This is a genomic window from Pseudomonas sp. BB438, assembly GCF_057180225.1.
Genome location: NZ_CM170001.1, coordinates 1,369,761 through 1,392,394 on the forward strand (window position 1 = coordinate 1,369,761; position 22,634 = coordinate 1,392,394).

The 22,634-nt window shown below is 56.4% G+C and carries 15 protein-coding genes and 1 pseudogene; 7 read left to right on the forward strand and 9 right to left on the reverse strand.

The features are described 5' to 3' along the window. Positions 1-67: 67 nt before the first annotated feature. A pseudogene (locus tag AC1ZV1_RS06505) lies at positions 68-1,221 on the reverse strand (IS30 family transposase). 215 nt (positions 1,222-1,436) lie between these two features. Continuing rightward, complete coding sequence (locus AC1ZV1_RS06510) at positions 1,437-1,991, reverse strand: hypothetical protein (RefSeq protein ID WP_484296012.1); 555 nt, start codon at positions 1,989-1,991, stop codon at positions 1,437-1,439. 169 nt (positions 1,992-2,160) lie between these two features. Between AC1ZV1_RS06510 and AC1ZV1_RS06515 the strand changes: the two genes are divergently transcribed. Beyond that, complete coding sequence (locus AC1ZV1_RS06515) at positions 2,161-2,409, forward strand: helix-turn-helix domain-containing protein (protein WP_484296013.1); 249 nt, start codon at positions 2,161-2,163, stop codon at positions 2,407-2,409. A gap of 319 nt (positions 2,410-2,728) precedes the next feature. Beyond that, the gene (locus AC1ZV1_RS06520; protein ID WP_233299252.1) at positions 2,729-3,535 is read left to right on the forward strand and encodes a FadR/GntR family transcriptional regulator; all 807 of its coding nucleotides are present in this window, start codon (positions 2,729-2,731) and stop codon (positions 3,533-3,535) included. 304 nt (positions 3,536-3,839) lie between these two features. On the opposite strand, the gene AC1ZV1_RS06525 is transcribed toward AC1ZV1_RS06520, so the two are convergent. Then, positions 3,840-4,460 (reverse strand): TetR/AcrR family transcriptional regulator, encoded by a 621-nt coding sequence (locus AC1ZV1_RS06525; protein ID WP_233299251.1) that lies wholly within the window; start codon positions 4,458-4,460, stop codon positions 3,840-3,842. A 74-nt stretch (positions 4,461-4,534) separates the two neighbouring features. Further along, the gene (locus tag AC1ZV1_RS06530; protein ID WP_484296014.1) at positions 4,535-5,560 is read right to left on the reverse strand and encodes a helix-turn-helix transcriptional regulator; all 1,026 of its coding nucleotides are present in this window, start codon (positions 5,558-5,560) and stop codon (positions 4,535-4,537) included. A gap of 103 nt (positions 5,561-5,663) precedes the next feature. On the opposite strand from AC1ZV1_RS06530, the gene AC1ZV1_RS06535 reads away from it, so the two are divergent. From AC1ZV1_RS06535 to AC1ZV1_RS06555, 5 genes are all read left to right on the forward strand, one after another. After that, positions 5,664-6,782, forward strand: a complete 1,119-nt coding sequence (locus AC1ZV1_RS06535; protein WP_233299249.1) for a nitronate monooxygenase — start codon at positions 5,664-5,666, stop codon at positions 6,780-6,782. A gap of 10 nt (positions 6,783-6,792) precedes the next feature. Further along, positions 6,793-7,962 (forward strand): acyl-CoA dehydrogenase family protein, encoded by a 1,170-nt coding sequence (locus tag AC1ZV1_RS06540; RefSeq protein WP_484296015.1) that lies wholly within the window; start codon positions 6,793-6,795, stop codon positions 7,960-7,962. Positions 7,963-7,973: 11 nt separating this feature from the next. Continuing rightward, on the forward strand, positions 7,974-9,083 hold the full coding sequence (locus tag AC1ZV1_RS06545; RefSeq protein ID WP_233299247.1) for an acyl-CoA dehydrogenase family protein: 1,110 nt from the start codon (positions 7,974-7,976) through the stop codon (positions 9,081-9,083). Between the two features lie 193 nt (positions 9,084-9,276). Further along, positions 9,277-11,709 (forward strand): CaiB/BaiF CoA transferase family protein, encoded by a 2,433-nt coding sequence (locus AC1ZV1_RS06550; protein ID WP_484296016.1) that lies wholly within the window; start codon positions 9,277-9,279, stop codon positions 11,707-11,709. 20 nt (positions 11,710-11,729) lie between these two features. Then, a complete protein-coding gene (locus AC1ZV1_RS06555) occupies positions 11,730-14,105 on the forward strand; it encodes an enoyl-CoA hydratase-related protein (protein WP_233299245.1) in 2,376 nt (791 codons plus the stop codon). A 104-nt stretch (positions 14,106-14,209) separates the two neighbouring features. On the opposite strand, the gene AC1ZV1_RS06560 is transcribed toward AC1ZV1_RS06555, so the two are convergent. From AC1ZV1_RS06560 to AC1ZV1_RS06580, 5 genes are all read right to left on the reverse strand, one after another. Then, positions 14,210-15,676: an MFS transporter gene (locus AC1ZV1_RS06560; RefSeq protein WP_233299244.1), complete on the reverse strand. Its 1,467-nt coding sequence runs from the start codon at positions 15,674-15,676 to the stop codon at positions 14,210-14,212. A gap of 17 nt (positions 15,677-15,693) precedes the next feature. Next, positions 15,694-18,222 carry an efflux RND transporter permease subunit gene (locus AC1ZV1_RS06565; protein WP_484296017.1) on the reverse strand — a complete coding sequence of 843 codons (2,529 nt, stop codon included), beginning with the start codon at positions 18,220-18,222 and terminating at the stop codon, positions 15,694-15,696. Positions 18,223-18,253: 31 nt separating this feature from the next. Then, complete coding sequence (locus tag AC1ZV1_RS06570; protein WP_484296018.1) at positions 18,254-19,345, reverse strand: WD40/YVTN/BNR-like repeat-containing protein; 1,092 nt, start codon at positions 19,343-19,345, stop codon at positions 18,254-18,256. A gap of 76 nt (positions 19,346-19,421) precedes the next feature. Continuing rightward, positions 19,422-20,804: a DUF1329 domain-containing protein gene (locus AC1ZV1_RS06575; protein ID WP_233299241.1), complete on the reverse strand. Its 1,383-nt coding sequence runs from the start codon at positions 20,802-20,804 to the stop codon at positions 19,422-19,424. Between the two features lie 16 nt (positions 20,805-20,820). After that, positions 20,821-22,470, reverse strand: coding sequence for a DUF1302 domain-containing protein (locus AC1ZV1_RS06580; protein ID WP_484296019.1), 1,650 nt, complete (start codon positions 22,468-22,470; stop codon positions 20,821-20,823). Between the last annotated feature and the right edge of the window lie 164 nt (positions 22,471-22,634).

Genomic DNA, 22,634 nt, shown 5'->3' on the forward strand with positions numbered 1-22,634 from the left:
TAGCGGCTTTGATGTCTCCTATTGGCCGGTTGCTGCCCCTGGCGAGAGGCCGCTACCGACTGTGGATTCAACCGATCGACGCAACAGCCTGATTAAAACACTCGGCGGGAGTCGAGTACCCCAGGGTCTTTCTGGGTCGTTCGTTCAACCGCCGAGCGACCTTATCCAGCGCGTCCTGCGAGTACCGCGAGAGATCAGTTCCCTTCGGAAAGTACTGCCGTAGCAGGCCGTTGGTGTTCTCATTCGTCCCGCGTTGCCAAGGATTCTGTGGATCACAAAAATAGACTTGGATATCCGTCGCCAGAGTGAACCGCTTGTGAGCAGCCATCTCTTTGCCTCGATCCCAGGTCAGGAATTGGTAGAGTTCCTGAGGCAATCGCCGGGCATTCTCGATCAGTGCATTCACCACTGTCTCGGTGTCCTTTCCATCTACTCTCACCAGCATCACATAGCGGCTGCGGCGCTCAAGCAGCGTGGCAATCTGTTCTTACTGCCGCACAACAGATCGCCTTCCCAGTGCCCTGGTACCGCACGATCCTCAACGCAGGCCGGCCGTTCGCTGATGGAAAGCGTATCGCTGATGCGGCCATGGTTGTCGGTTTTCTGGGTGTGGTGACGCGACCGACGCATCGCACGGCTGCGGCGCAGATACTCCAGTAACTCTTTCTTCAATGCGCCGCGGGCCTGGATGAAGAGGCTACGGTAGATGGTCTCGTGTGACACTTGGTCGACCACGTCCGGGTAAGTACGCTTCAACCACCCAGCGATCTGCTCGGGCGACCACTGGATCTGAAGCTTCTCCGCAACAAGCTGCGCCAACTTTGGGGACCGGACAAGCTTGCAAAGCTTTGGGCGACGAGCCCTGTCCCATGCCGCCTGATCAGCCTGGTTGGCGCGGTAGCTTCGGCAACCACCGTTACGGCTGATCTCGCGGCTGATGGTGGAAGGGGCTCGTTCCAGGCGCATCGCGATATGCCGAATCGACTGGCCAACGGCAAGTGCTCTTGAAATCTCCTCGCGCTCAACCAGTGTCAGCGCCAACCTGGAACGTCGTCGCGCGATTGGGCGAATGCCCCCTGTCTCCGCAAGAATCCCTTGGATCGAGGAGTGGTTCCGATCGAACAGCTGCGCAATCTGCTGGAGCGAGTCACCTGCCTTCCAGCGATCCCACATCAAGGCCTTCTGGCTTTCGGTGTAGTAGATCCGAGGTCTTTGCTTCATCTGCAACACTCCTCCTGCTTACACAGGGTTCAGTGTGTTGCGTTCACCGGTTGAATCCACAGCGGAAAGCGGACTAGGAACCGTCCGCATCCAATAGCCCCTGATCATGTGCGATTAATTTTCATCTTGGGATAGGGCCCTTATCCGGAACGTGAGCCCTAGTTTGAGATGGGGTAATTGAGCTTGCTATAAAGCTCTTGATTGGTATCTGGCTATTACCACCCTTCTTTATGAGCAGCTTTCTGATGGGATGAGAAGAGTGGTTTTTCCTCGATCGTGAAAAGGTCAATTTCTCCTTTTGGCCATCTCTTAAAGCCTTTGATTTTTGCCAAGAGTTTAATTAAGAAGACTAACGTCAAAATTCCGCATGCTGTTCCAAACATGAACGCTGCTCTGTCCTCGTCTCCGCGAGAGAAAAATGCGTTCATGATCGGCCAGGAGAAGGTCCATGCTCCAAGCCATGCGCAGATGCTATATACGAATATGGCGCCTTTGCTTCCCCCAGTGTTGGGTAAGCTTATTTCACCATTTTCGTTCTCTACTGCGACTATTGTGATCTGCGATTTTTTATTTCTCGCGATGAACCAGACCTTATGTGGCTTCCCCTTGCCAGAATCCTTGAAGTAATTGAGTAGCTCTCTGCTGAGAGATACTTTTTTGGCTTTTCTTCCATTTATTGTGGCGCTAGCAATTGCTGTCTTTACTTTTCTCATGTCCAGTTCTGGGCCGAATTGTTCTATCGAGCATTCCGAATAAAAGTACTTTGCCACTTCTCTTCCCTTTAGTTTCTGTCGTTATTGCAGAGTCGTGTGCGCTCTGTTGCTTGCCGATTGCCAGTGGTGGGGCGGACCTCGCATGACGGCAAGGCGAAATTATCTGAAAATCAGATATTTGAAAACCAGATATAGGTTGCTGCGCTGACCCTGAAGGCCGGCACCTATGACCAAAGCGATTTACCGAGAGGAGTACGGCGTGTTCCTCGCAGTCCTGAAACGACGCCGATTAGAGGCAGGCCTCACTCAGGAAGCCTGCTCGAGCGCTTTGGGGCGACCTCAGTCCTTCATGAGTGATGTGGAGCGGGGGGTTCGCCGTTTGGACATCATCCAGATCCGGGACCTGTGCAAAGTGATGGGGTGCGATTTGCCCGAGTTAATCGCTGAGTTCGAATCCGAACTGCGAGGAGGATGAGAAGGGCTTGCCTACTCAGTTGGGCGCATCTGCCGCACGCGGTGATAGCGCAAGGCGCGCTGGCAGCAGGCTCGTGTGGCAGCTCGCGAGCAGGAGGCTTGGAGGAGCGGTGACTGTGAGTCGTCCTGGTTAGGACTGAACCATGGTCCACCTAGCGCACGGGAAATGTCGTTATGGACTGAGAGTGAGCAGAATCGCCGCTGTGTGCTTTGACTAGGTAAATCATTTATTTCTTTGCTATTTTTGTACCCACCCTGCGTGGTCGGGTACCGTTGTGCTTTTTGCCATCCACCAAACAAATTAGGGATGTTCCTTCAACATGAACAACAAGGCCGATTTCACTTCACTGGCTGGTGGCACTGGCCAGCAGAAGCAGCCGTTGCATATTCCGAAGGCGCCCCAGATCGTCGCGGCCCGTATCAAGAAGCTGATTGTCTCCGGTGAGCTGAAGGAAGGCGACATGCTGCCGGCGGAAAGTAAGTTGATGGAGGAATTCGGAGTCTCTCGTCCAACCATACGAGAGGCTTATCGGATTCTCGAAGCTGAGCGTTTGGTCAGTGTTGCCCGTGGTGCCCGTGGCGGGGCGGTAATTCATGCACCTGATCCGAGTCTGATTTCCAACTACGCATTGATGGTGCTGCAGTCCGAAGGCACCACGGTGTCTGAGGTCTACCAGGCTCGCCTGGCTTTCGAGCCGGCAGCGGTTCGCCTGGTGGTAAAGAATGCGCGCAAGACCGCGCCAGACCTGCTCCGTTCTGCATTGGAGGAGGAGCGCAAGGTTGTCGACGATCCTCAAGCGTTCGGCCAGGCGGTCGCTCATTTCCATGAGGTGCTTGTACAGCTTTCAGGGAACCGTCCTCTGATCTATCTGTGGCAGGCCATCCATTCGGTTATCGAGCAGCATCAGGCTCGTGTCGTATCTCTATTCCGACGCAATCAGCCTACCGAGGAGGCCATTGCCTTTACCGTGATGGGCATGAAGTCGCAGGAAAAGCTGATCAAGCTCATCGAGGCTGGCGACGAGGAGCAAGCGGAAAACCATTGGCGCAAACACATGCAAGGTGCCTACAAGGCCTGGGTGGCTGGCTTCGAGGACGTCAAGCTGTCCGAGGTACTCCGAGACTAACCCCAGGTCAGTGGAGGTTGTGTTATCGGCTTGGATTGTAGGCTACGGAGCAAGCTGCTCGGTAGTTTGGGCGGTCGTGAAGTGGATGATTTCGGGCCTGATACGGATTCTCCTGGCCCAGGCGACCGGTCGCGCAAACCGGCAGGTGAATCTCTGCCTTCGGCCGTGTACGGCGCACCTCTGTTGTTAGAGAGGGCGATGGTTTCAATCCGGCAAATAGCGGGAATAATTTCTCGCGAGTGTCTCGGGAGAACGCTGGTCCTTGCACCTGCTCAGGGGGCTCTGGTGAGTTACAGCGCCCCTTTTAGTTCGAGCACTGCAAAGCGCCGCGAATCATTCGGTCGAAATGCTCGGTAAGGGTGACCTTGTCTAACGCCTGCCCATCCTCAAACCAGCATGCCACGCCGCACAACATGCCTAGTACTGCCTGTACGGAAGTGCTGACGCTCTGCTGCCGATACATACCCTTGGCTATGCCTGTGCTGACAATACTACCCAGGCATTCGCGATAACGTTTGAGCAGCACATCCACTTCATCGCGATACCTTGGTTCAAGGCAGCGTAGCTCTAGGTTGAGCAACAATGCGCGATAGCGTTGATGGATTTGGAAATCGAGATGACAGGCAATGAAAGCGCGCATTGCCGCGTCGGTCCCCTCAGCGCAGCGAACTCGATGCTCGGTCTCACTTAGCAGCTCCTCCAGCGGATCCCGGATGAGCTCGAAGAGCAATGCCTGCTTGCTTTCAAAATGGGTGTACAAGGATCCCGGATAAAGTCCCAAATGATCGCTCAATTGGCGCATGCTCACGCCTGCGAAGCCATCGTGTGCGAACAGTTCCGTGGCCACTTTGTAAAGCTGCTGGCGGCGCTCTCCGGTGGCTCTTCGTGAGGTAGCTTCCGGCATATCGGTTTGTGCATGGAGCATCGTGATCACCACGGGGTGAGTATAATCATGGCTATCATATATATGATTATTTTCGATAAACAACCCCTTTCGGATCAGCGATGCAGTTGGCGCAGTTCAGAGGGCGTTTGCCCTGTCCATTGTTTGAAGGCCCGACTGAACGACCGGGTCTCAGCAAACCCCAGGTATTCTGCCGCCTTGGCGACACTCAGATGCTGTTTGACCAGTAAGTCGATCGCATAGTCACGGCGCAGCTCATCGAGTATGCGTTGGTATCCCATGCCTTCCTGTTGCAAGTGTCGGTGCAGGGTTTGAACAGACATGCATAGGAGCGCGGCAATGTCCTGCAGCTTGGGCGGTGGCAGGCGTTGAACGAATGCCGAACGCAGTAAGGCACGGACTTGGTTTGCATAAAGGTGATCACCGCCTGGCCAGCCGAGAACGCCATCCTGTACCAGCTGGGAGTGGTGGTCGTGCCATTCAGCGCGGCTCTTGACGATGGGCAGTGACCAGTATTTTCGGCTGATGCTAATGCTCAGGCGATCCTGCCCCGGGCGCCAGTCCCGCCGCAGGAAATCCAGCAAGCGCCCTGGTCCGGCTGGTGAGGGGGAACTGACGGCCTTGACCGGTATCAGCCTGCCGGCGCACCAGCTGAGGAAGCGTTGCAGGTAAATCAGCCAGTAATCGCCGAGAAAACCCTGTGGGTCCAGCTCTGGGCGGGTCAACTGCACCACCAGCCGAAAATCTTCCTCGTCCTGCTCGCAATGCAGCTCTATGTCGTCGGTGACGATGCGGAAGAAGTTCACGGCCTGCTCGATCGCTGCGCCCACAGTGGAGCAACCAAGCATAAGGTCCACCAGCAGGGCCGAGGTGCCCTGTTTGGCTCGATGCTGAGTAAGGCCGAAAAACTCGTCGTCCATCGCTCTCGTCAGGCCGCGCAACAGGCGGATGAAGGAGCGGGTATCGATTGTTACCGGCTCTGCCTCTAGCAATCGCAGGTCTAATCCCGCCTCGACGAGTAGTGCTGCCAGCGGCAGGCCATGGCGGCGAACACCGTTCAGCAATTGCAGGCACGGCACGTGGTAATCGATGTTGCTGGCGGCAGGAATGAAGTCACTCATGGGGGCAGAGAATTGGTGATCGAAAATGAGGTTGTTTGACCTTCCGGCGAGACCGCTGGCTCCCGATAGTAGCGGCACAAGACTGTGTTGAGACAAGAACAATATGAAAACCGCTGTCTGCTCAATGCTCGATATCGAGCTGCCGATCTTTGCCTTTTCTCACTGCCGCGATGTGGTCGCTGAGGTTTCGCGAGCCGGTGGTATGGGGGTTCTGGGGATCGCCGGGTTCACGCCGGAGCGTCTCGAGGAGGAGTTGGCCTGGATTGACGCCCACTGTGCCGGCAAGCCCTACGGTGTAGATATCCTGATCCCCAATCGCTATGAAAAGCGAGCAGCAATGGCCAGCGCTGAGCTGCTGAAGATGATTCCTGACGAACATCGGCAGTTCCTCGATCAGCTTTGTGCAGAGGGTGGTATAGCACCGCTGCCGGCGGGTGAGGCCGAGCGCATGATGCAGGTCGAGGCCGAGCGCACCAACATGACCCCGGAATCCTCCATGCGCCTGCTTGAAGTGGTGTTCAAGCACCCGGTCAAGTTATTGGTGAACGCGCTTGGTACTCCACCTCGGGACATGGTCGAAATGCTCCATGAGCGAGGGCTCAAGGTCGGTTCTCTGGTTGGCGCGCTAGAGCACGCCAAGGCTCAGGTCGAAGCCGGGGTGGATGTATTGATTGCGCAGGGCTGCGAAGCCGGCGGGCATACAGGCAAGGTCACCTCGATGGTGCTCTGGCCGCAGATCGTCGACGCTGTGGCCCCCATCCCAGTGTTGGCTGCCGGTGGTATCGGTCGTGGCCGGCAGATGGCTGCTGCGCTGGCCCTTGGCGCCGAGGGCGTCTGGTGCGGATCGATCTGGCTGGGGACCGACAAAAGCGACCTTTCTCCGGACATGAAAGCGCGGATGTTTAGTGCGCGCGCCGAAGACGCCATCCAATCACGGAGTCTGACCGGAAAGCCGTGCCGCATGCTGCGCAGTAAATACAGCGACGCCTGGGAGCAACCGGGTGCGCCGAAAGCACTACCCATGCCGTTGCAAACCATCGCGACCCAGGGGGCCCGCATGCGTATCGAGCGGTCGCGCGCCACTGAGTACATGAGTTACCCAGTAGGGCAGATCGTGGGGGATATGCACGAGGAGTCCACGGTTCGTGAGGTTGTCTACACAATTCTGGAAGAGTTCATCGAAGCTACTGAACGTCTTGGCGGTCTGCTGCGAGACGAATGAGGGAATAGCTATGCATGTTGACCTGAGTCCTGAGCACCAGGCGTTTCGCCAGCGCGTCCGCGAGTATATGGGCAGTCAGATGATGACCGCTGACTTCCAGGCCGAGTTGCGCGAAGCTCGTTTTGCGCACGGTGGTGGCCCGATCTATTGGCAGAAATTGCGCCAACTGGGCGCCGATGGCTGGATCCGCTTGTCCTGGCCGAAGGCGCTGGGCGGCGGTGATGCTGATCCGGTGCAGCAGTACATCTTGGTCGAGGAGGCCAAGCGCGTCGGTTTCCCTTGGCCGGCGCTGTCGGCTAACTCCATCGGCCCGATGGTTGCGCGCTATGCCAAACCGGAGCTGCGGGAGAAAGTGGTCGGCGAGATTTTGGCCGGAGAGGCTTACCTGGCTATTGGTTATTCCGAACCTGGTGCAGGAAGCGATCTGGCCACGTTACGCACTCGTGCGGTTCGCGACGGTGACGATTGGGTGATTAACGGCCAGAAGATCTGGACCAGCTGTGCTGATTTCGCGCAGTACATCTGGTTGGCCGCGCGCACCGATCCAGATTCGAGCAAGCGTCACAAGGGAATCTCGATCTTCCTGGTTCCAACCGATGCTAGCGGGTTTTCCTGCACTCACATCGAAACTCTTGGGGTAGGTACCAATGTGACCTACTACCAGGACGTACGGGTTCCGGATAGCTATCGCATCGGCGAGTTGCACAGTGGCTGGTCGTTGGTAACCAGCCAGCTCAACTTGGAGCGCTTGTCGCTGGCCAACTATGGCCATGTGGCAGTCCTCTATGACCAGACGCTGGGGCTGCTTAAGAGCGAGCCAGAGCTGGCGGGCCTGCTCGCGGAGCCCTGGGTGCAGCGCAACCTGGCCTTGGCGAAGGTACGCCTCGAGGCTCTGAAGCTGTTGTGCTTGAAGGCGCTCTGGGTGATGACATCCGGTGGCAACGGAATGGTCGAGGCGTCAACGACCAAGGTCTTCGGTTCCGAACTCTATGTGGAATTGGGGCGCCTGATGAACGAAATCCTCGGCCCGGTTTCGCTACTGCAAGGCGGGCCCGGAACACTTGCCGACGGGCTGATCGAGAAGTGGTATCGCAAGGGAACCGTGCACACGTTCGGCGGCGGTGCCAACGAACTCCAACGCAACATCATTGCCCAGGCCGGGCTGAAACTGCCCCGATAGAGGAATGCACCATGGACTTTGCTCTGACTGAAACCCAGTCCGGACTGCGTGATCTGGCGGCGCGAATTTTCTCCGAACAGGCGACCCAGGATCGCTTGCGCACCCTGGACAGCAAAGGTTACTTCGATAGCGCATTGTGGCAGCAGTTAGCCGATTCGGGACTGCTGGGTATCACCCTGAACGAAAACGAGGGGGGGGTTGGCGAGGACTTCGAAACGCTTTGCGTATTGCTGGAGGAGGCGGGCCGGCATGTCGCGCCTCTGCCTTTGCTGGAGGTGCTGGTTGGTGGAGTCCTGGCTCTCCAGGGGTTGCCACGAGCGCCTTGGCAGGCGCAGGTTTTCGCAGCGTTGAGCCGTGGTGAGGTGGTGCTGTGTGGCGCTCCTTATGAGCCCGGCAAGCGTGCCCCCTTGGCCTCCACCGCCGTAGCGCAATCGCAGGGAGATGGATGGAAACTTCGTGGCAGCAAGCACTTGGTCGCGGCTGCAGATCTTCCTGGCAAATGCTGGACACTGGCGCGCGACGAGGAGGGACTTGGTCTCTACCTCTTCGATTTGCAGGATGGAGGTGTGCACCGCGAGCGACAGGTGGATACCACTGGAGCGTATCTGTATCGACTGGAGCTGGAAGATGTACCGGCCCAGCGCCTGGCGGGGCCGGAAGAAACCAAGCAATTCATAGAGCGTAGCCAACTGTATGGGCTGGCTGCTTCGAGCGCACTGGCGGTTGGAGTCTGCAGCGAAATGACACGCATGGCTGCAGCATATACCAGTGAGCGGGAGCAGTTTGGCAAGCCGATCGCTACCTTCCAAGCGGTCTCGCATCGTCTGGCCGATTGCTATATCGATACCGAAGCGCTGCGTGTGTTGAGTCAGCAGGCGGTCTGCCGGTTGAATCAGGGCGGTGTTAGCGCTGAAGCGCGTGAGGCGGTGTTAGTCGCGAAGATATTCGCCAGCGAGGCACTGCACCGGGTCAGCCATGGTACCCAGCAGGTGCACGGTGGGACCGGTGTCGATCGTGATTACCCGCTGTTCCGCTACTGCCTACTGGCGAAGAAGCTGGAGCTGCACATTGCCAGTCAGGGCGAACTGCTGCAACAACTGGGGGCCGACCTAGCTGCCTGATCACTTGCAAATGTTGGAGCGGCGCGAGGAGAGGCCTCAGCCGCTTCATCGGAGGTTCCTGCATAGCGGTTTAATCATATATATGATATTGCTGTTTATGTGAACGATAGACGCAAGCCCGCCCCCGGCAGTCGTTACTGCTCTTGATCGGGTAGCTCGCCCTCGTATAGCAATAAGAAGAAGGGAAGACCAAATGTCCAACGCTGAATACAAGCCCCCCCTTGCCGGTATGCGGGTGGTTGAACTGGCCAATGGGAAGACCGACATGGCTGCGCGGATTCTTGCCGACTTGGGCGCTGAGGTTATCCTCGTCGAACCGCCGCAGGGCGTAGCCAGTCGCACGCAGCAACCATTGCATGCGAATGTCAGCCTGTATTTCGCTACGCACCACGCAAACAAGCGCAGCGTCGTGCTGGATCTGGAAAGCGATGAGGGGCGTCGAGACTTCGAACGACTGCTTGGTAGTGCAGACCTGTTGATTGATGGCAGTGGTCCCGGAGTTCTGGAAACTCTCGATTTCGGCGCTGAACAACTTCTGCAGCGGCATCCCGCTTTGACCGTGCTTTCTGCCAGTGACTTCGGGTTGAGCGGCCCCTATCGGGACTACCAGGCCAGCAGTGCCGTGCACAGCGCGATGGCCGGCATATTGTGTCGCTCCGGCAAGCCCGGCCTGGTCCCTCTGCTGCCGCCGACATCACTTGCATGGGAGTCCGCGGCCATCCAGCAGGCGTGGGTCGCTTTGCTCGGGTACTGGCAAGCTCTGCAGACCGGAGTGGGCGATCACCTGGATTTCTCACTCTACGAAGCCATCGCACAGGTCATGGATCCTGCGCTCGGGGTCACTGGTAGCGCCCAGGCCGGTAAGTCGGCACTGGACTCTACCCCTCACGGTCGCCCCCTTGCTGTCCCCCTGTATCCCATCATCCCTTGCCGTGATGGATACGTGCGCCTATGTGCGCTCAACCCGCGACAATGGGAAGCGATGCGTGATTGGCTGGGGGACGATCACGAGTTCCGTGATCCGATTTACCTCAACATCGCCAAGCGCATGGCCGCAGCACCGAAGATCAACAATCTGATCGCGGCGCTCTTCAAGGGGCGTGACGCTGGCGATCTGGTTCGTGAAGGGCAGCGGCGCGGCGTGCCCATGTCTGCAGTGGCTACGCCCTCGCAGGTATTGCAGGACGAGCATTTCCGGGCACGTGGGGCCTTTGTGCCAATGGAACTGGCGAATGGCATTCAGGGCCAGGTGCCTTCGGGGTATTTCGAGGTAGATGGCCAACGCAGCGGTATCCGTGTACCGGCACCGGCCTTGGGCGCAGATACCAGTGCGGTGCTTGAGAGCCTGGCTGCAGTGAGCCGTAGGCGAAATGCGGGTCTGCCGATGGATTTCCAGCGCCGGCCGCTGCAAGGCTTGCGGGTGCTCGATCTCGGTGTGATTGTGGCTGGTGCCGAAGCTGGTCGACTGTTTGCCGACCAGGGAGCTGAGGTGATCAAGGTGGAGAACCGGTCCTTCCCGGATGGCGGGCGCCAGTCGCAGACCGGCAGCCCGATGACCCCGTCCATCGCCCAGGGCCACCGCAACAAGTCGAGCCTTGGCATCAACTTGCGTAGCGACAGGGGACGTGAGCTATTCAAGGAGCTGGTCGCGCAGTCCGACGTGCTGCTATCTAATTTCAAGCCGGGCACCTTGGAGTCTTTGGGAATTGGCTACGAGGTGCTGGCGCAGGTCAATCCGCGAATCGTCATGCTGGAAAGCAGCGCCTTGGGCAATAGTGGGCCCCAGAGTCGTAGTCTGGGCTATGGGCCGTTGGTGCGTGCATCCACAGGCCTCAGTTCCTTGTGGCGTTATCCTGATGTACCGGACTTCTTCGGCGACGGTGTGACCATTTATCCTGACCACCTAGCCGCCCGGGTTGGGGCAGTTGGCGTATTGGCCCTGTTGGTCCGGCGAGAGAGCACCGGGCGGGGAGGGCAAGTGTGCATTTCCCAGGCGGAAGTGTTCCTCAACGGCAATTCCGAGCACTACCTGCGTGAGTCGCTCCAGCCCGGTACCTTCGTTGCACGTGGCAACCAGGCCGAGTTCAGTGCTCCGGATGGCGTATTCCCCTGCGCGGGTGAGGACGAGTGGTGTGCCTTGTCTGTACGGGATGACGCGGAGTGGCAGCGCCTGTTGTTGGCCATGGATCGCTCCGATCTGCTCGATGATCAGCGCCTGGCCGATGCGGCAGGGCGTCTTGCCCTGCGCGCGGAGGTTGACGAGATGGTCGGGGCCTGGACCTGTGGGCTGAGTCCGCGTGAGGTCACTGTGCGCTTGCAGGCAGCAGGGGTGCCGGCCGGTTTCATGCAACGCCTGAGCGAGTACCGCAGCGATCCGCAGTTCCAGGCGCGCGGTTTCATCCGCAACCTGGAGCATTCCGGTTTGCCGGAAGCATTGCCCACTGAAAACCGGGTGGTCCATGCGCTTCATATGCCCGAACCCGATCTACGTCCCGCGCCCTACCAGGCGGAACACACCCGCGAGATTGCCGCACGCCTGCTGGGTCTGACGGCACAGGAAATCGACGTACTGATCGCCGCCGGTGATCTGGAAGATCAGCAAGAGCAGCCGGCGCCCGCCGCCTGAGCGCACAGAGGAAACCATTGATGAGCAGTATCGACGGGCGCACGCCCATTCTTATCGGTGTCGGGCAGGCGTCGGAACGCCTCGAGGATCCCGGTTATCGCCAGTTGTCCCCGACAGACCTAGCCGCTGACGCTGCACGGGCCGCCTGCGATGACGCTCTGAGCCTGGCGGCCCTGGTATCTCACATTGATGCGATCTATGCCGTTCGCACCGTGGCCGATTCGGTACCTGCTCCGATGCGACCGCAACGCGCGCCTTTTGGCAGTCCGAACAACGTACCGGCCGCTGTCGCCCATCGTCTAGGCCTAACGCCACGCCTGGCAGTGTATTCCCCGGCCTGCGGCGACGAGCCGCAGAAGTTACTGGGTGAAGCCTGCGAACGGCTTTACAGCGGTGAACTGGGTATGGTCCTGCTGTGTGGCGGCGAGGCTGCATCGACTCAACGGGCGGCGCAGGCCAAAGGCGAGAAGTTGGACTGGAGCGAGCAGTACGAGATGCCGCTCGATGATCGGCATTGGAATGTGGGAGGCATGCGCACCAAGCACATGAACGATCACAGCATGATCCTGCCGACCAGCGTTTACCCTCTGCTGGAAAATGCTCGGCGCGCTCGTCTGGGTCTGTCTCGCGAGGCTTATGCGATCGAGATGGGGAGGCTGTTTGCACCATTTAGCCGGGTTGCCGCGGAAAATCCGCATGCTGCCAGTCCGAAGGCGCGCAGTGTTGAAGAGATTGTCCGGGTCGATGCCGATAACCGAATGATCGCCGATCCGCACCCTCGCTCGGTGGTGGCCCGAGACCAGGTCAACCAGGGGGCTGCTTTGCTCCTAACAACGGTCGACAAGGCGCGCGACTTGGGTGTACCCGAAGAGCGCTGGGTCTATTTGCATGGCTATGCGTATGCGAACGAGCGTCATGTTCTGGAGCGCCAGGATCTCGGGGCCTCGCCTGCAATGGCCGGTGTCTACCGCCAGGCACTGGAGTCAGCTGGTGTGGAGTTGCAGGGTGTCCGGTATCTGGACATCTACAGTTGCTTCCCTGTCGCGGTATTCGCCGCCCTCGACGCCTTGGGGCTGGACGCCGAAGACCCGCGCGGACTTACGCTTACGGGCGGGCTGCCGTACTTTGGCGGGCCGGGCAACAACTACTCGATGCATGCCATCGCGGAACTTGCACGGCGCCTGCGCGCAGATCCGGGCACCTATGGCTTGATCGGTGCAAATGGCGGCTTCATGAACACCCACGCGGCCGGGGTTTATTCGACCACGCCGCGGGAGTGGAAGCAGTGCGACAGCGGTGCGTTGCAGGCAAGCGTCGACGCCTTGCAGGCCCCGCCACTGAATCAGCTGCCAGAGGGGTGGGGAACGGTCGATACCTACACCGTCCTGCATGGCAAGCAAGGGCCTGGCGAGATCATCGTGATCGGCCATTTGGACGGTAGCGGCGAACGCTTCGTGGCAAATGCTATTCCCGGCGACAACGAAACTTTGGCGGCTTTCAGTGAGCACGATGGTTTGGGAGTGCGCGTGTGCACCCGTTGGCACCAGGGGGTGAACCGCTTTGCGGTCAGCCAGGCTAGCCTGGATCGGCAGATTCCCGTGGAGCCAAAGATCCTGCGGCAGCATTATGAATTCTTGCAGGTTGAGCGCCGGGGTCATGTGCTCGAGGTATTAATCAATCGGCCTGAAGTCAACAATGCCCTGGTCCCGGAAGCCAACGACGAGCTTGAGCAAGTATTCGATGCCTATGAAGCCGACGATTCCCTGTGGGTAGCGATCATTGCCGGTGCCGGGGACAAGGCCTTCTGTACCGGCAATGATCTCAAGGCCGCTTCCACCGGGCGCCGCATGTGGATGCCGCGCACCGGCTTCGGTGGTTTGACGGCAAGACCCGATCGGGTGAAACCGGTGATCTGTGCGGTCAACGGTTATGCCATGGGCGGAGGCTTCGAAATCGCGCTCGCTAGTGATCTAATCGTCGCCGACGAACAGGCCCAATTTGCGCTGAGTGAAGTGCGAGTGGGTCTGTTGGCGGGCGCTGGCGGCCTACAAAGACTAACTCGGCAAATTCCATATAAGCAGGCGATGGAGTTGATCCTGACTGGACGTAGAGTCGGGGCTGAGGAGGCTCGCCAGATGGGGTTCGTTAATCTAGTTATGCCTGCTGGAAAGGCGCTTGAAGGGGCACGCGCGCTGGCGGAAGAAATGCTTGGATGTTCGCCGAACTCCATTCGCCTGTCTAAGGAGCTATTGAACCAGCAGGCACGTCATGCCAGCGAGGAAGACGCGGTGCGAGCCAGCTATCGAGCGATTGATAAAGTGGTCAATAGCGAGGATCGCATCGAGGGCGTTATGGCGTTTGCACAGAAGCGTAAGCCCCAATGGAAAAATCGCTGACTTCGCTGTAACTGGTTGGGAATGGTCGAGGATAGGACCGTTCCCTGTTGAAAGGAGAGCGGGCCCCGACTGGGGCCCGCTTCTATTCTTGCATTTGTAGCAATTTAAGTCCTGTTGGCTAACTTCGCGATTGGGCCGCTCGAAAGCTGATCCTGCTGTCGATCAGCAGGCGGCGGTGGGCGTCTCGGCAAGGCGAGGCAGACCAGAAGGCTGAGCACACAAAGCAAAGTAATACCGCCGAAAACCAACTCGTATGCCTCGGAGCTTGGATAATTTCCGGAGATATTGGGGGCGCTCACGGTATAGGCCGCAAATATGGATGCGACGACTTGAGCTCCTACTGCCATGAATGTAGTCCGAATGACCTGGCTTAGCCCAGTTACTTCACTGACTCTCTCGGCAGGGGCTACTTCGACTATCAAGTTGGGCACTGCTGTGAAGGCAATTGCAGTGCCGATGCCGTTTAACATCACAGCAAGAGTAACTATCCAGATCGTGCTGTGGTGCAGAGTCAAAATGCTCCATCCGATAGTCAGGAAAAGCATGGCATAGAGTAGGGCCTGGCGTGCACCACGCTTTCCGCAAACAGCTCCTGCCCAGGGCGAAGCGATGATCGCGACCAGCGAGGAAGGAAGCTTGATCATGGCTGCTACCGTGGCTGCTACACCCAATCCGACACCCGTCCAAGCGGGTTGCTGGAGGAGTGAGAACAGAACGAGAGCAAACTGCATTGCGCCTAGTGCCAGCAGTACGTAGCACAAGTTAGCTAGTGCAATCTGTCGATTTCGGAAAAGGCGCACATCAATGAGCGGATTGCGGTGTCTCCATTCATAAGTGAGCCAAAACAGCAGAAGCCCCCCACTGATGCCTGCGAGGCAAAGTGTTTTTGGAGCCATCCATCCCCAAGAGGCCCCCTTTGTCAGAGCGAACAACAAGCCCGCCACCGCCGGGGCAAAAAGCAGCCCTCCAAGGTAGTCCAAACGAACGTCCACTTTTAGGCGGGGCGAAGGTGGGAGCAATAGCTTTACCAGAAGAACGCCTAATACGGCCGTGACTGTACTAATGTAGAACATCCAGTGCCACGTCAGGTAGTCGATCACCAAACCGCCAATCACGAATCCTGCACCGGTGGCCGTGGCCATGGTTCCCGCAATAACGCCGATGCCGAGTGGTATTTTTTCCCGAGGGAAATTTTCGCGTACCAGTCCGAAGCACAGGGGGGTAACTGCGGCTGCCACACCTTGTATTGCTCGCCCGAAAACAATCACCTCAAGCGTGTCGGCAAGTGCGCTTATCAATGAGCCGACGGCAGCCAATATGAGCATGAAATTCAGAACCCGGCTGCGCCCGTAAAGATCGCCCAGGCGACCACAGATTGCGGAGGCCGCTGCAGCCATCAGTAGATAAGCGGAGATTACCCATCCTACAAGCCCAGGGTCGTTGAACATTTTGTAGAAGGTGGGAAGGGCTGCAAAAGCCATGCTAACTTCAAACGCCGAAGCAACTTCGGCCAGCATTAATGCTAACAGAAGTGTTATCCAGCTCTTGGGGGGAACTATCGTAGATGTCATTCGTAGCGCTTCCTCTTTTAGAGACTGGCGGGAGCTCGAACTGTCGACTTTTTCTTCGCTTCCTTGTCGAGCTCTTCCCGGTCCAAGGGAGAATTTGTGGAGCTGATCTCTTGTGCTTCCAGGCGCTTCTCTTCACCGATATCGCGTAGTAGGAAGCACGAGAGTGCGGGGATCAGGATGAGAGAACCGACCATGTTCCAGAGGAACATGAAGGTCAGAAGGATCCCCATGTCAGCCTGGAATTTGATTGGAGACCAAGCCCAGGTGATGACGCCTGCGGCCATGGTTATTCCGATGAGTGCCACTACGCGGCCTGTAAAGTTCAATGCCAGGCTGTAGGCGCCTGCTAGCTTCACTCCTCGGCGTTGAGCAGCAAGCTGCACGCTCAACAGGTAAAGGGCGTAGTCAACGCCTACACCGACACCCAGAGCTATCACTGGAAGGGTCGCCACTTTCACTCCAATCCCGAGCAGAACCATCAAGGCTTCGCAAAGGAAGGACGTGATGACCAGAGGCACCATGGCGACAATTACCGCTCGCCAGCTACGAAAAGTAATTAGGCAGAGAGTTGCTACGGCAGCATAGAGCAGGCCAAGAATTTGATAATTGGCCTTCTGCACCATGTCGTTTGTGGCTGCCTCTATTCCGGCCGAGCCTGCGGCAAGGAGAAACTGCCGGTTTTCGGTGTTATGCCGTGCGGCGAAATCTTCTACCGTTCTGGATACCTCTCGCAGCGTGTCTGCTCTATGGTCTTTCAGGTAAGCGATAACCGGGGCAACGCTGGCGCTGGTGTTCATCAGTTCCGGGTTGCCTACTAAAAGGTTTTGGGTAACGTTGCCGCTCGTCTGCTCATTACGTGGAATAGTCATCCATTTGGGGGAGCCCTCGAAGATCCCAGCAGCAACTTGGCGGATGCCACCCGAAACTGAGGCAGTAGTCAGAACGGAGGGTAATTGCTGTAGCTCCCATGCTAGCCGGTCCTGCTCTACCAGTGTGTCGTAGCTCCTAATCCCTCCGTTTGGAGTTTTGACTATGATCGCGAATTGATCATTAGATAGGCCGTAGTGCTCGTTGATATATGCAACGTCTTGATTGTAGCGGGAGTCGGGGCGTAGTTCCGGAGCCCCGGTATCAAGGTCGCCCATTTTCAGACTAGTGAGACTCAGTGCTGACGCTGCGGCGCCTATAATCAATGCTGCAGTTACCATCGGTAGTGCGATGCGCGGTGTACAACAATGACGAAGGAAGTCGAACGCGCTGCTGCTAGTGCCGGAGATCAGGCTTCGCTCCGCAGCTTTGCGGCTTACTCCGATGTAGGATAGTGCGACGGGAATGAAAAAAAGTTTCGTAAAAATGAGCACCAGCACGCCGATACTGGTTGTCATTGCCAACTGCCGGATTACGGGAATGTCGATGATCATCAGCACAGCAAAACCAACTACGTTGGTTATTAGGGCGGTCAGACCGGTGAGGAATAGGCGGCGGAAAGTATATCGAGCAGCTACATATTTGTGTGTGCCACGACCGATGTCTTGCATGATGCCATTCATTTTCTGTGCGCCATGAGAGAGGCCTATGGCGAATATCAAGAAGGGCACCAGGATCGAATAGGGATTGAGGTCATACCCGAGTATCTGTAGTAGACCTAGTAGCCAGATCACGCCAATGGTGGCAGTCAGCACTAGCAGTAACGTGCTTCGAAGATCTCTTGTGTAGAGATAGATGACCAAGCTAGCAATCAAGGCTGAGAGCCCAAAGAATAGAATTACCTGCTTCAGTCCATCAATCAGATCACCAACCAATTTGACGAACCCGACTATGTGGATTCGATAAGGAAAGGTAACTTGCGCGTTGGCCTTTTCTTCCAGAGATTCGGCAAACTGGAATTTTTCCCGGATCTCTTTTTCCAAGAATGTCGAAAGTACACTGTAGTTCAGTAGTTCTCCGGTATCAGGCAAAGTATCCATGAGTGGAACGAAGATCATGCTAGACTTGAAGTCTCTGCCGACCAACGTCCCACGAAGGCCAGCTCGTGAAACGTTCTGCTTTAACGTTTCAATTGCAGCAGGGGAGTCATCGTAGTCGAAAGGCATCACCGGACCGCCCTGGAATCCTTCTTCGGTAACTTCGGTCCAGCGCACTATGGGGGTCCATAGTGAGCGCATGAATGCTCGGTCGACACCAGGTGTTAGGAAGAGGATGTCATTTATCTTTCGGACGGTATTTAGATAGTCCTTTTCAAAAATATCTCCGCTAGGATTTTCCACCACGATTCGGAGTGAGTTGCCAAGTCCTTTTAGATCATTCTTGTATTTGAAGTAGTTTTGAATATAAGGGTGCGATTGTGGGATCATTTCATCGAAGCTGGCCTGAACTGTTAAGCGTGCAGCGTGCCATCCAAGTAAAAAAGTGACAGCTACAACAATCAGAACGATCCAGATCCTATAGTTAAATACCAGTCGTTCCAGCCAGTCACCGGATTGTCGGTCGAAATCCTCGATATTTTGAATCACGGGAAGGCGGAGTTTTTCAGTGTCTATGGCCATGAGGGCTCCAGAAAGGTCCGGCTGTGAAACGTTATTTGCCGAGTTGGGGCGTGGCTTCAATCTGCACGCCTGCAATACCAACCAGAGCTATAGATCGCTCTGAGATCTGGTCTATCGCCGTTAGGGAAGAACCGCCGCTCCGTTGGATAACATTGAACTGGGTGGCTAAAGCGTCACCAAGAAGGAGTTGACCTGCTTGGCTGACTAGCGCAATTCGCTCATTTTTAAAGTTAGTTGCACCGATGAGTGTACTTTTTGTGCCTGTATTAATCTGTGCCCAGCTTCTGCCTTGGTCGGTGCTGCGGAATGCATTTCCACGCAACCCGTAAGCTACTACAACGTCTCGGTTGCCTACGATGCCAAAGAGAGTTCCCAAATAGCCTGTCTGCAGGGTTGCAAAGCGATTTTCTTGTGGGTCGAGACGAAATATTGTTCCGCGCTCGGACGCGATGTAGAGTTCACCGCCGATCCGTGCAATGGCATCCAAATGTAGTGCTTCCGGGTTATCGATCTGCTCCATGAGAGGTATCCATGAAAGGCCGCCGTCTCGAGTCTCCAGAATTAGATTGAAGGTCCCAACAACGTAGCCATGCATCTCGTCGTCGAACCAAACATCTAGCCACGGCTGCTCCGGTCCAGTCCCGTAGTTGAGCTGAACTTGTGCGAGCAGGTTCTCGAACTCTGGCTTCTGTTCCTCGGAGGCATGCTCAAGGCGCTTTCGATAAAAGTCCTCTAGCAGCTTATGAGTGAGAAAGCCGTCTTGCTGTTTAATCCAAGTGGCTCCTCCGTCTTCGCTGTGCAGAATCACACCTCCATGACCCACCGCCCAGCCTTTACTAGGAGAGGGAAAACTGACGGCTGTTAGATCTACGCTGACCGGAACTTGAGCTTGCGCCCAACTATTTCCTTGATCATCCGAGTAGAGAATATGGCCACGCCAGCCAACGGTAACTATTCGATCTCCCGCGCGGGTGATATCAACGAGCTGAGACGTTTGGGCTAGGTGGCTAGGTCGAGCAGGGACGAACAGGGGGTCAGTGGGAATTAGGTCATTTGCTGGAAGTTCGCCGCCGAACAACAAAGCAGCACAAATTATCCAACTACTTAGCCAGCGTATGTTCATTTCGAAAGCTCTTGTAATTGTTATAAATAATGAGGAAACTGGTTTGCGTAGCCCTTTCGGGCTACGCAAATCGGTGTCAGCGCACTCCTGTGCCAGCCATGTTTTCCGAGCGGAACATATGATCGGGTTGACGACCCGGATGCCTCACGGAGCCGGTCTCTGGGTTCACATAAGCCGCCATCACATACTGCCCTCGAGTCAGGTCATAGGTAATGCTCGCGAAGCTCATAGTCCCAGCATTACCTTCACTGTCTCGGTCGTACCACGGAATCAGCGCCGATAGGCCGACACGGAAAATCTTTCCAGAGTCGTCGATTGATTCCGCAGCCAGGATCGTCCAGGAGTCTTCATCTACGTAGAACCGGCGCTTCGCTGCGATGTGCCGCTTACCTTCTTTCCTGGTAGCTTCCACAACCCACACACGGTGCAGTTCCCAGCGAAAGTGGTCCGGGTTGACATATTGTTTGCCAATCAGTTTGTCCGGAGTCGCAGTGAGGTAACGGAACTGGTTGTAAGGTAGAAACATCTCTTTCTTACCCACTAGCTTGAAGTCAAAGCGGTCCATGCGTCCCGAGAATAGCGAAAGCTCGTCGTAGTTCATTGCACCGGAAAGTGATGCGCTGGGTGTGTCATACGACATCTCGGGAGCTAGACGTGTGCGGCGCTGTCCAGTGGTGTATGACCAAGTTCTCTGATCTAGTTTGTCAAACTGCGCTGGATACCAGATCAAGGCTTTTTGCCCTGCATCGCGCGCAGGCGCAACTGTCCTGTTGAGGAATCGATAGTAGTACTCACCGGCTCCTTGGTAGGGGGTAATGTCCTTATGCCAATAAGGGAAGTCGGCGTATTGGAAGGATTCGTTTGTGAGCACCGGGTTTCCAGATGCGTCGACGATCCAACTCTGCATCTTCAGTTCATAGTCCAACTGATCACGAGTCTGGTGATTCCACATAACCTCGTAGCCAGTTTTGGGAATCGGGAATGGAGTGCCATACCAGCAGCCTTGAAGGCCGACACCATCGGCGCTGGTCTTGCACTGCGGGTTCCTAGCATTTGCTAGGGTACCTTGTGCTCTAGATTCAGACATGGCCGGATAGCTACGATGAGTCGGGTACACGTCCAGTCGGTACTCTGGCCAACGTTGCAGTAGGGCAATTGTTCCGGGCGTCAGCTTGTCGTGATATTGAGCAATGTTACTAGCGTTAATAATTAACCGAGGTTTCTCGGCAGCATATGGATCGACAAGGTGACCAGAGTTGCGGTCGAAGCCAGGTGGAGGGCTACTGATTCCCCCTGTGTACTCCGGGATGCTTCCATCGGCATTACCGGCTTTTTCCGCTCCCCACGGAGTTAATTGACTGCCGAGAAGTTTGATCTCGTCGTTAGAGGCTTGAGCGCTCAGGCCGGATGCGGCCGACAAGGTCACGGCGGCGAGGAGGGCCGTAGTTGAATGTTTCATATGAGATACCTGCCGATCAGAAGGACGTTTTGAGAGTTAGCGTTACGCGACCACGGTCAGTGGTCTGCCAACTACCGGCGCCGGTGTAGCCACCGCTTCCATTGCGAACGATCTGGGCGCTGGAGTCAGCCCAGGTGAGTGACGCAATCACCGCTCTGCGGATGTCAGCCTCCATACCTACCGAGTAGGTATATGCGCCTTCGCTGACTCCACCAAAGTCAGCTGTATTGCCATGCAACCCGCCGCCCAGGGTGAGTGGAATTGACAGGTCTACGCCGGGAATAATTGCTAGGTATTGAGGCTTTACGGCTATGTTGAAGCCCCAGGCATCTCGCGTTGCGCAGCCGGCTTTTTTGCCAAGAGGGCAGGTAGAGCGATCCGCCCCATTGAAGAGTTTTTCGTTCTTGGTTACCTCATCGAGGTAGTCATATGTCAGTTCTGCGGTGACGGTGCCGGTATCCCACAGGGGGGTGTTGGGTAGGGCAAAAATAGTGTTTACCAATGCGTGCCAAGTGTTTCCTCGCGCACCTTCATTCGCTTGGGACAAGCCAATGGAGGACAGACCCGCATTGCGGCGGGTCATTAGCTCAGCACCTACTGCATTGGCGCCAATACTGGTGTCCATGCTGAGACCAATGAGTTTGGTGTTCTCAGGGAAGACAGCACGTAGGTGGGTAGGATTGCTAGGGTCTCGCAAAACCCAAAAACCGTTCTTCTCATCGAATTCGCGGTAGTAGGCACCGAAGGTTGTCGCGTTCCATTCCGGAATCGTCAGCTTGGCATTGATTCCCCAGTTGCCTGTTTTGCGGTCGGGCTCTAGCGGGTCATCAAGACGCCAGTTGGCAGTGGGGCCTCGCCCGCCAAAGCGATCTGGGCCGTCCATAAGAAAGTCGCTGGTTCCGAGATAGGTTCCGCCTTCCGGAATGCGAATATGGTCCCAATCGAGGTAGTACTGGGCAGCAACCGAAAGCATATCGGTGACCTGGCTTTGTAGAGAAAGCTGCGTCAGCGGCAAAAAGGTTTCGCGGGTTTCAGTACCGGGAGTCGCAGCGCTTTTGCGAGCGTCGATCGGATGCTGGCTGTAGGCGATCCCACCTTGAGTAAAAATGGATGTGCCCCAGTACACCACGTGGCGCCCGGCTTTAACGTTGATTGGACGGTCATCCACCGTCAGGTTGGCGTAGGCGAATGCATCGAGAAACTCGGCAGATGGCCCACGGTAGTATCGCTTGGTGAACGACGAGTACTTGTTGTCGTCGTAACTGCTTTGGCCGCCCAGTGACGGATTACTTTTCACTGAAACGTCGCTGTATGCATCGTCGTACCAAGTGGTGCCAGAAACGCGTATGCCATAGAGGTTCCGCCAATCCAGCTCGAACTCTGAGAGCACGTCAACCCGGTTGGTGATGTTCTCACCGCGGTCGAATTTATAATCTCCGTCATCTGCTGCGGAGTTATTGGCGATGCGTTTATCTCGGCCGTCCACCCGCCACCCGAGGTTGTAACGCACTGTATTGTCAAAGCGTGTGGATAGTCCTTCCACTCCTGTGTCTATCTCCATTGCATCGGCCGACGAAGCAATGCCCAGCATCATGCAGACTCCTACGCTATGCAGTTTGCTGCGATATCGATTGGAGAGAGCGGGATAGTGTTCAGCATCATTCATGTTTCTTCTCCTTCTTCTTGTTTTTATGTAGAGCGGCAGCATCAGCCGACGGCTTGTCATCGCATGCTTGAGTGGCGCCAAGGAGCGGAGAATGCGTGCAATAACAAGCTAAATCATAGTAATCATATAGCTGATTGCAGAGCAATGGTTCATGGACGGACTGA

Coding starts and splice junctions, on each gene's coding strand:
- AC1ZV1_RS06515 (WP_484296013.1), top strand. CDS start 2,161: ATGACCAAAGCGATTTACCGAGAGGAGTACGGCGTGTTCCTCGCAGTC.
- AC1ZV1_RS06520 (WP_233299252.1), top strand. CDS start 2,729: ATGAACAACAAGGCCGATTTCACTTCACTGGCTGGTGGCACTGGCCAG.
- AC1ZV1_RS06525 (WP_233299251.1), bottom strand. CDS start 4,460: ATGCTCCATGCACAAACCGATATGCCGGAAGCTACCTCACGAAGAGCC.
- AC1ZV1_RS06530 (WP_484296014.1), bottom strand. CDS start 5,560: ATGAGTGACTTCATTCCTGCCGCCAGCAACATCGATTACCACGTGCCG.
- AC1ZV1_RS06535 (WP_233299249.1), top strand. CDS start 5,664: ATGAAAACCGCTGTCTGCTCAATGCTCGATATCGAGCTGCCGATCTTT.
- AC1ZV1_RS06540 (WP_484296015.1), top strand. CDS start 6,793: ATGCATGTTGACCTGAGTCCTGAGCACCAGGCGTTTCGCCAGCGCGTC.
- AC1ZV1_RS06545 (WP_233299247.1), top strand. CDS start 7,974: ATGGACTTTGCTCTGACTGAAACCCAGTCCGGACTGCGTGATCTGGCG.
- AC1ZV1_RS06550 (WP_484296016.1), top strand. CDS start 9,277: ATGTCCAACGCTGAATACAAGCCCCCCCTTGCCGGTATGCGGGTGGTT.
- AC1ZV1_RS06555 (WP_233299245.1), top strand. CDS start 11,730: ATGAGCAGTATCGACGGGCGCACGCCCATTCTTATCGGTGTCGGGCAG.
- AC1ZV1_RS06560 (WP_233299244.1), bottom strand. CDS start 15,676: ATGACATCTACGATAGTTCCCCCCAAGAGCTGGATAACACTTCTGTTA.
- AC1ZV1_RS06565 (WP_484296017.1), bottom strand. CDS start 18,222: ATGGCCATAGACACTGAAAAACTCCGCCTTCCCGTGATTCAAAATATC.
- AC1ZV1_RS06570 (WP_484296018.1), bottom strand. CDS start 19,345: ATGAACATACGCTGGCTAAGTAGTTGGATAATTTGTGCTGCTTTGTTG.
- AC1ZV1_RS06575 (WP_233299241.1), bottom strand. CDS start 20,804: ATGAAACATTCAACTACGGCCCTCCTCGCCGCCGTGACCTTGTCGGCC.
- AC1ZV1_RS06580 (WP_484296019.1), bottom strand. CDS start 22,470: ATGAATGATGCTGAACACTATCCCGCTCTCTCCAATCGATATCGCAGC.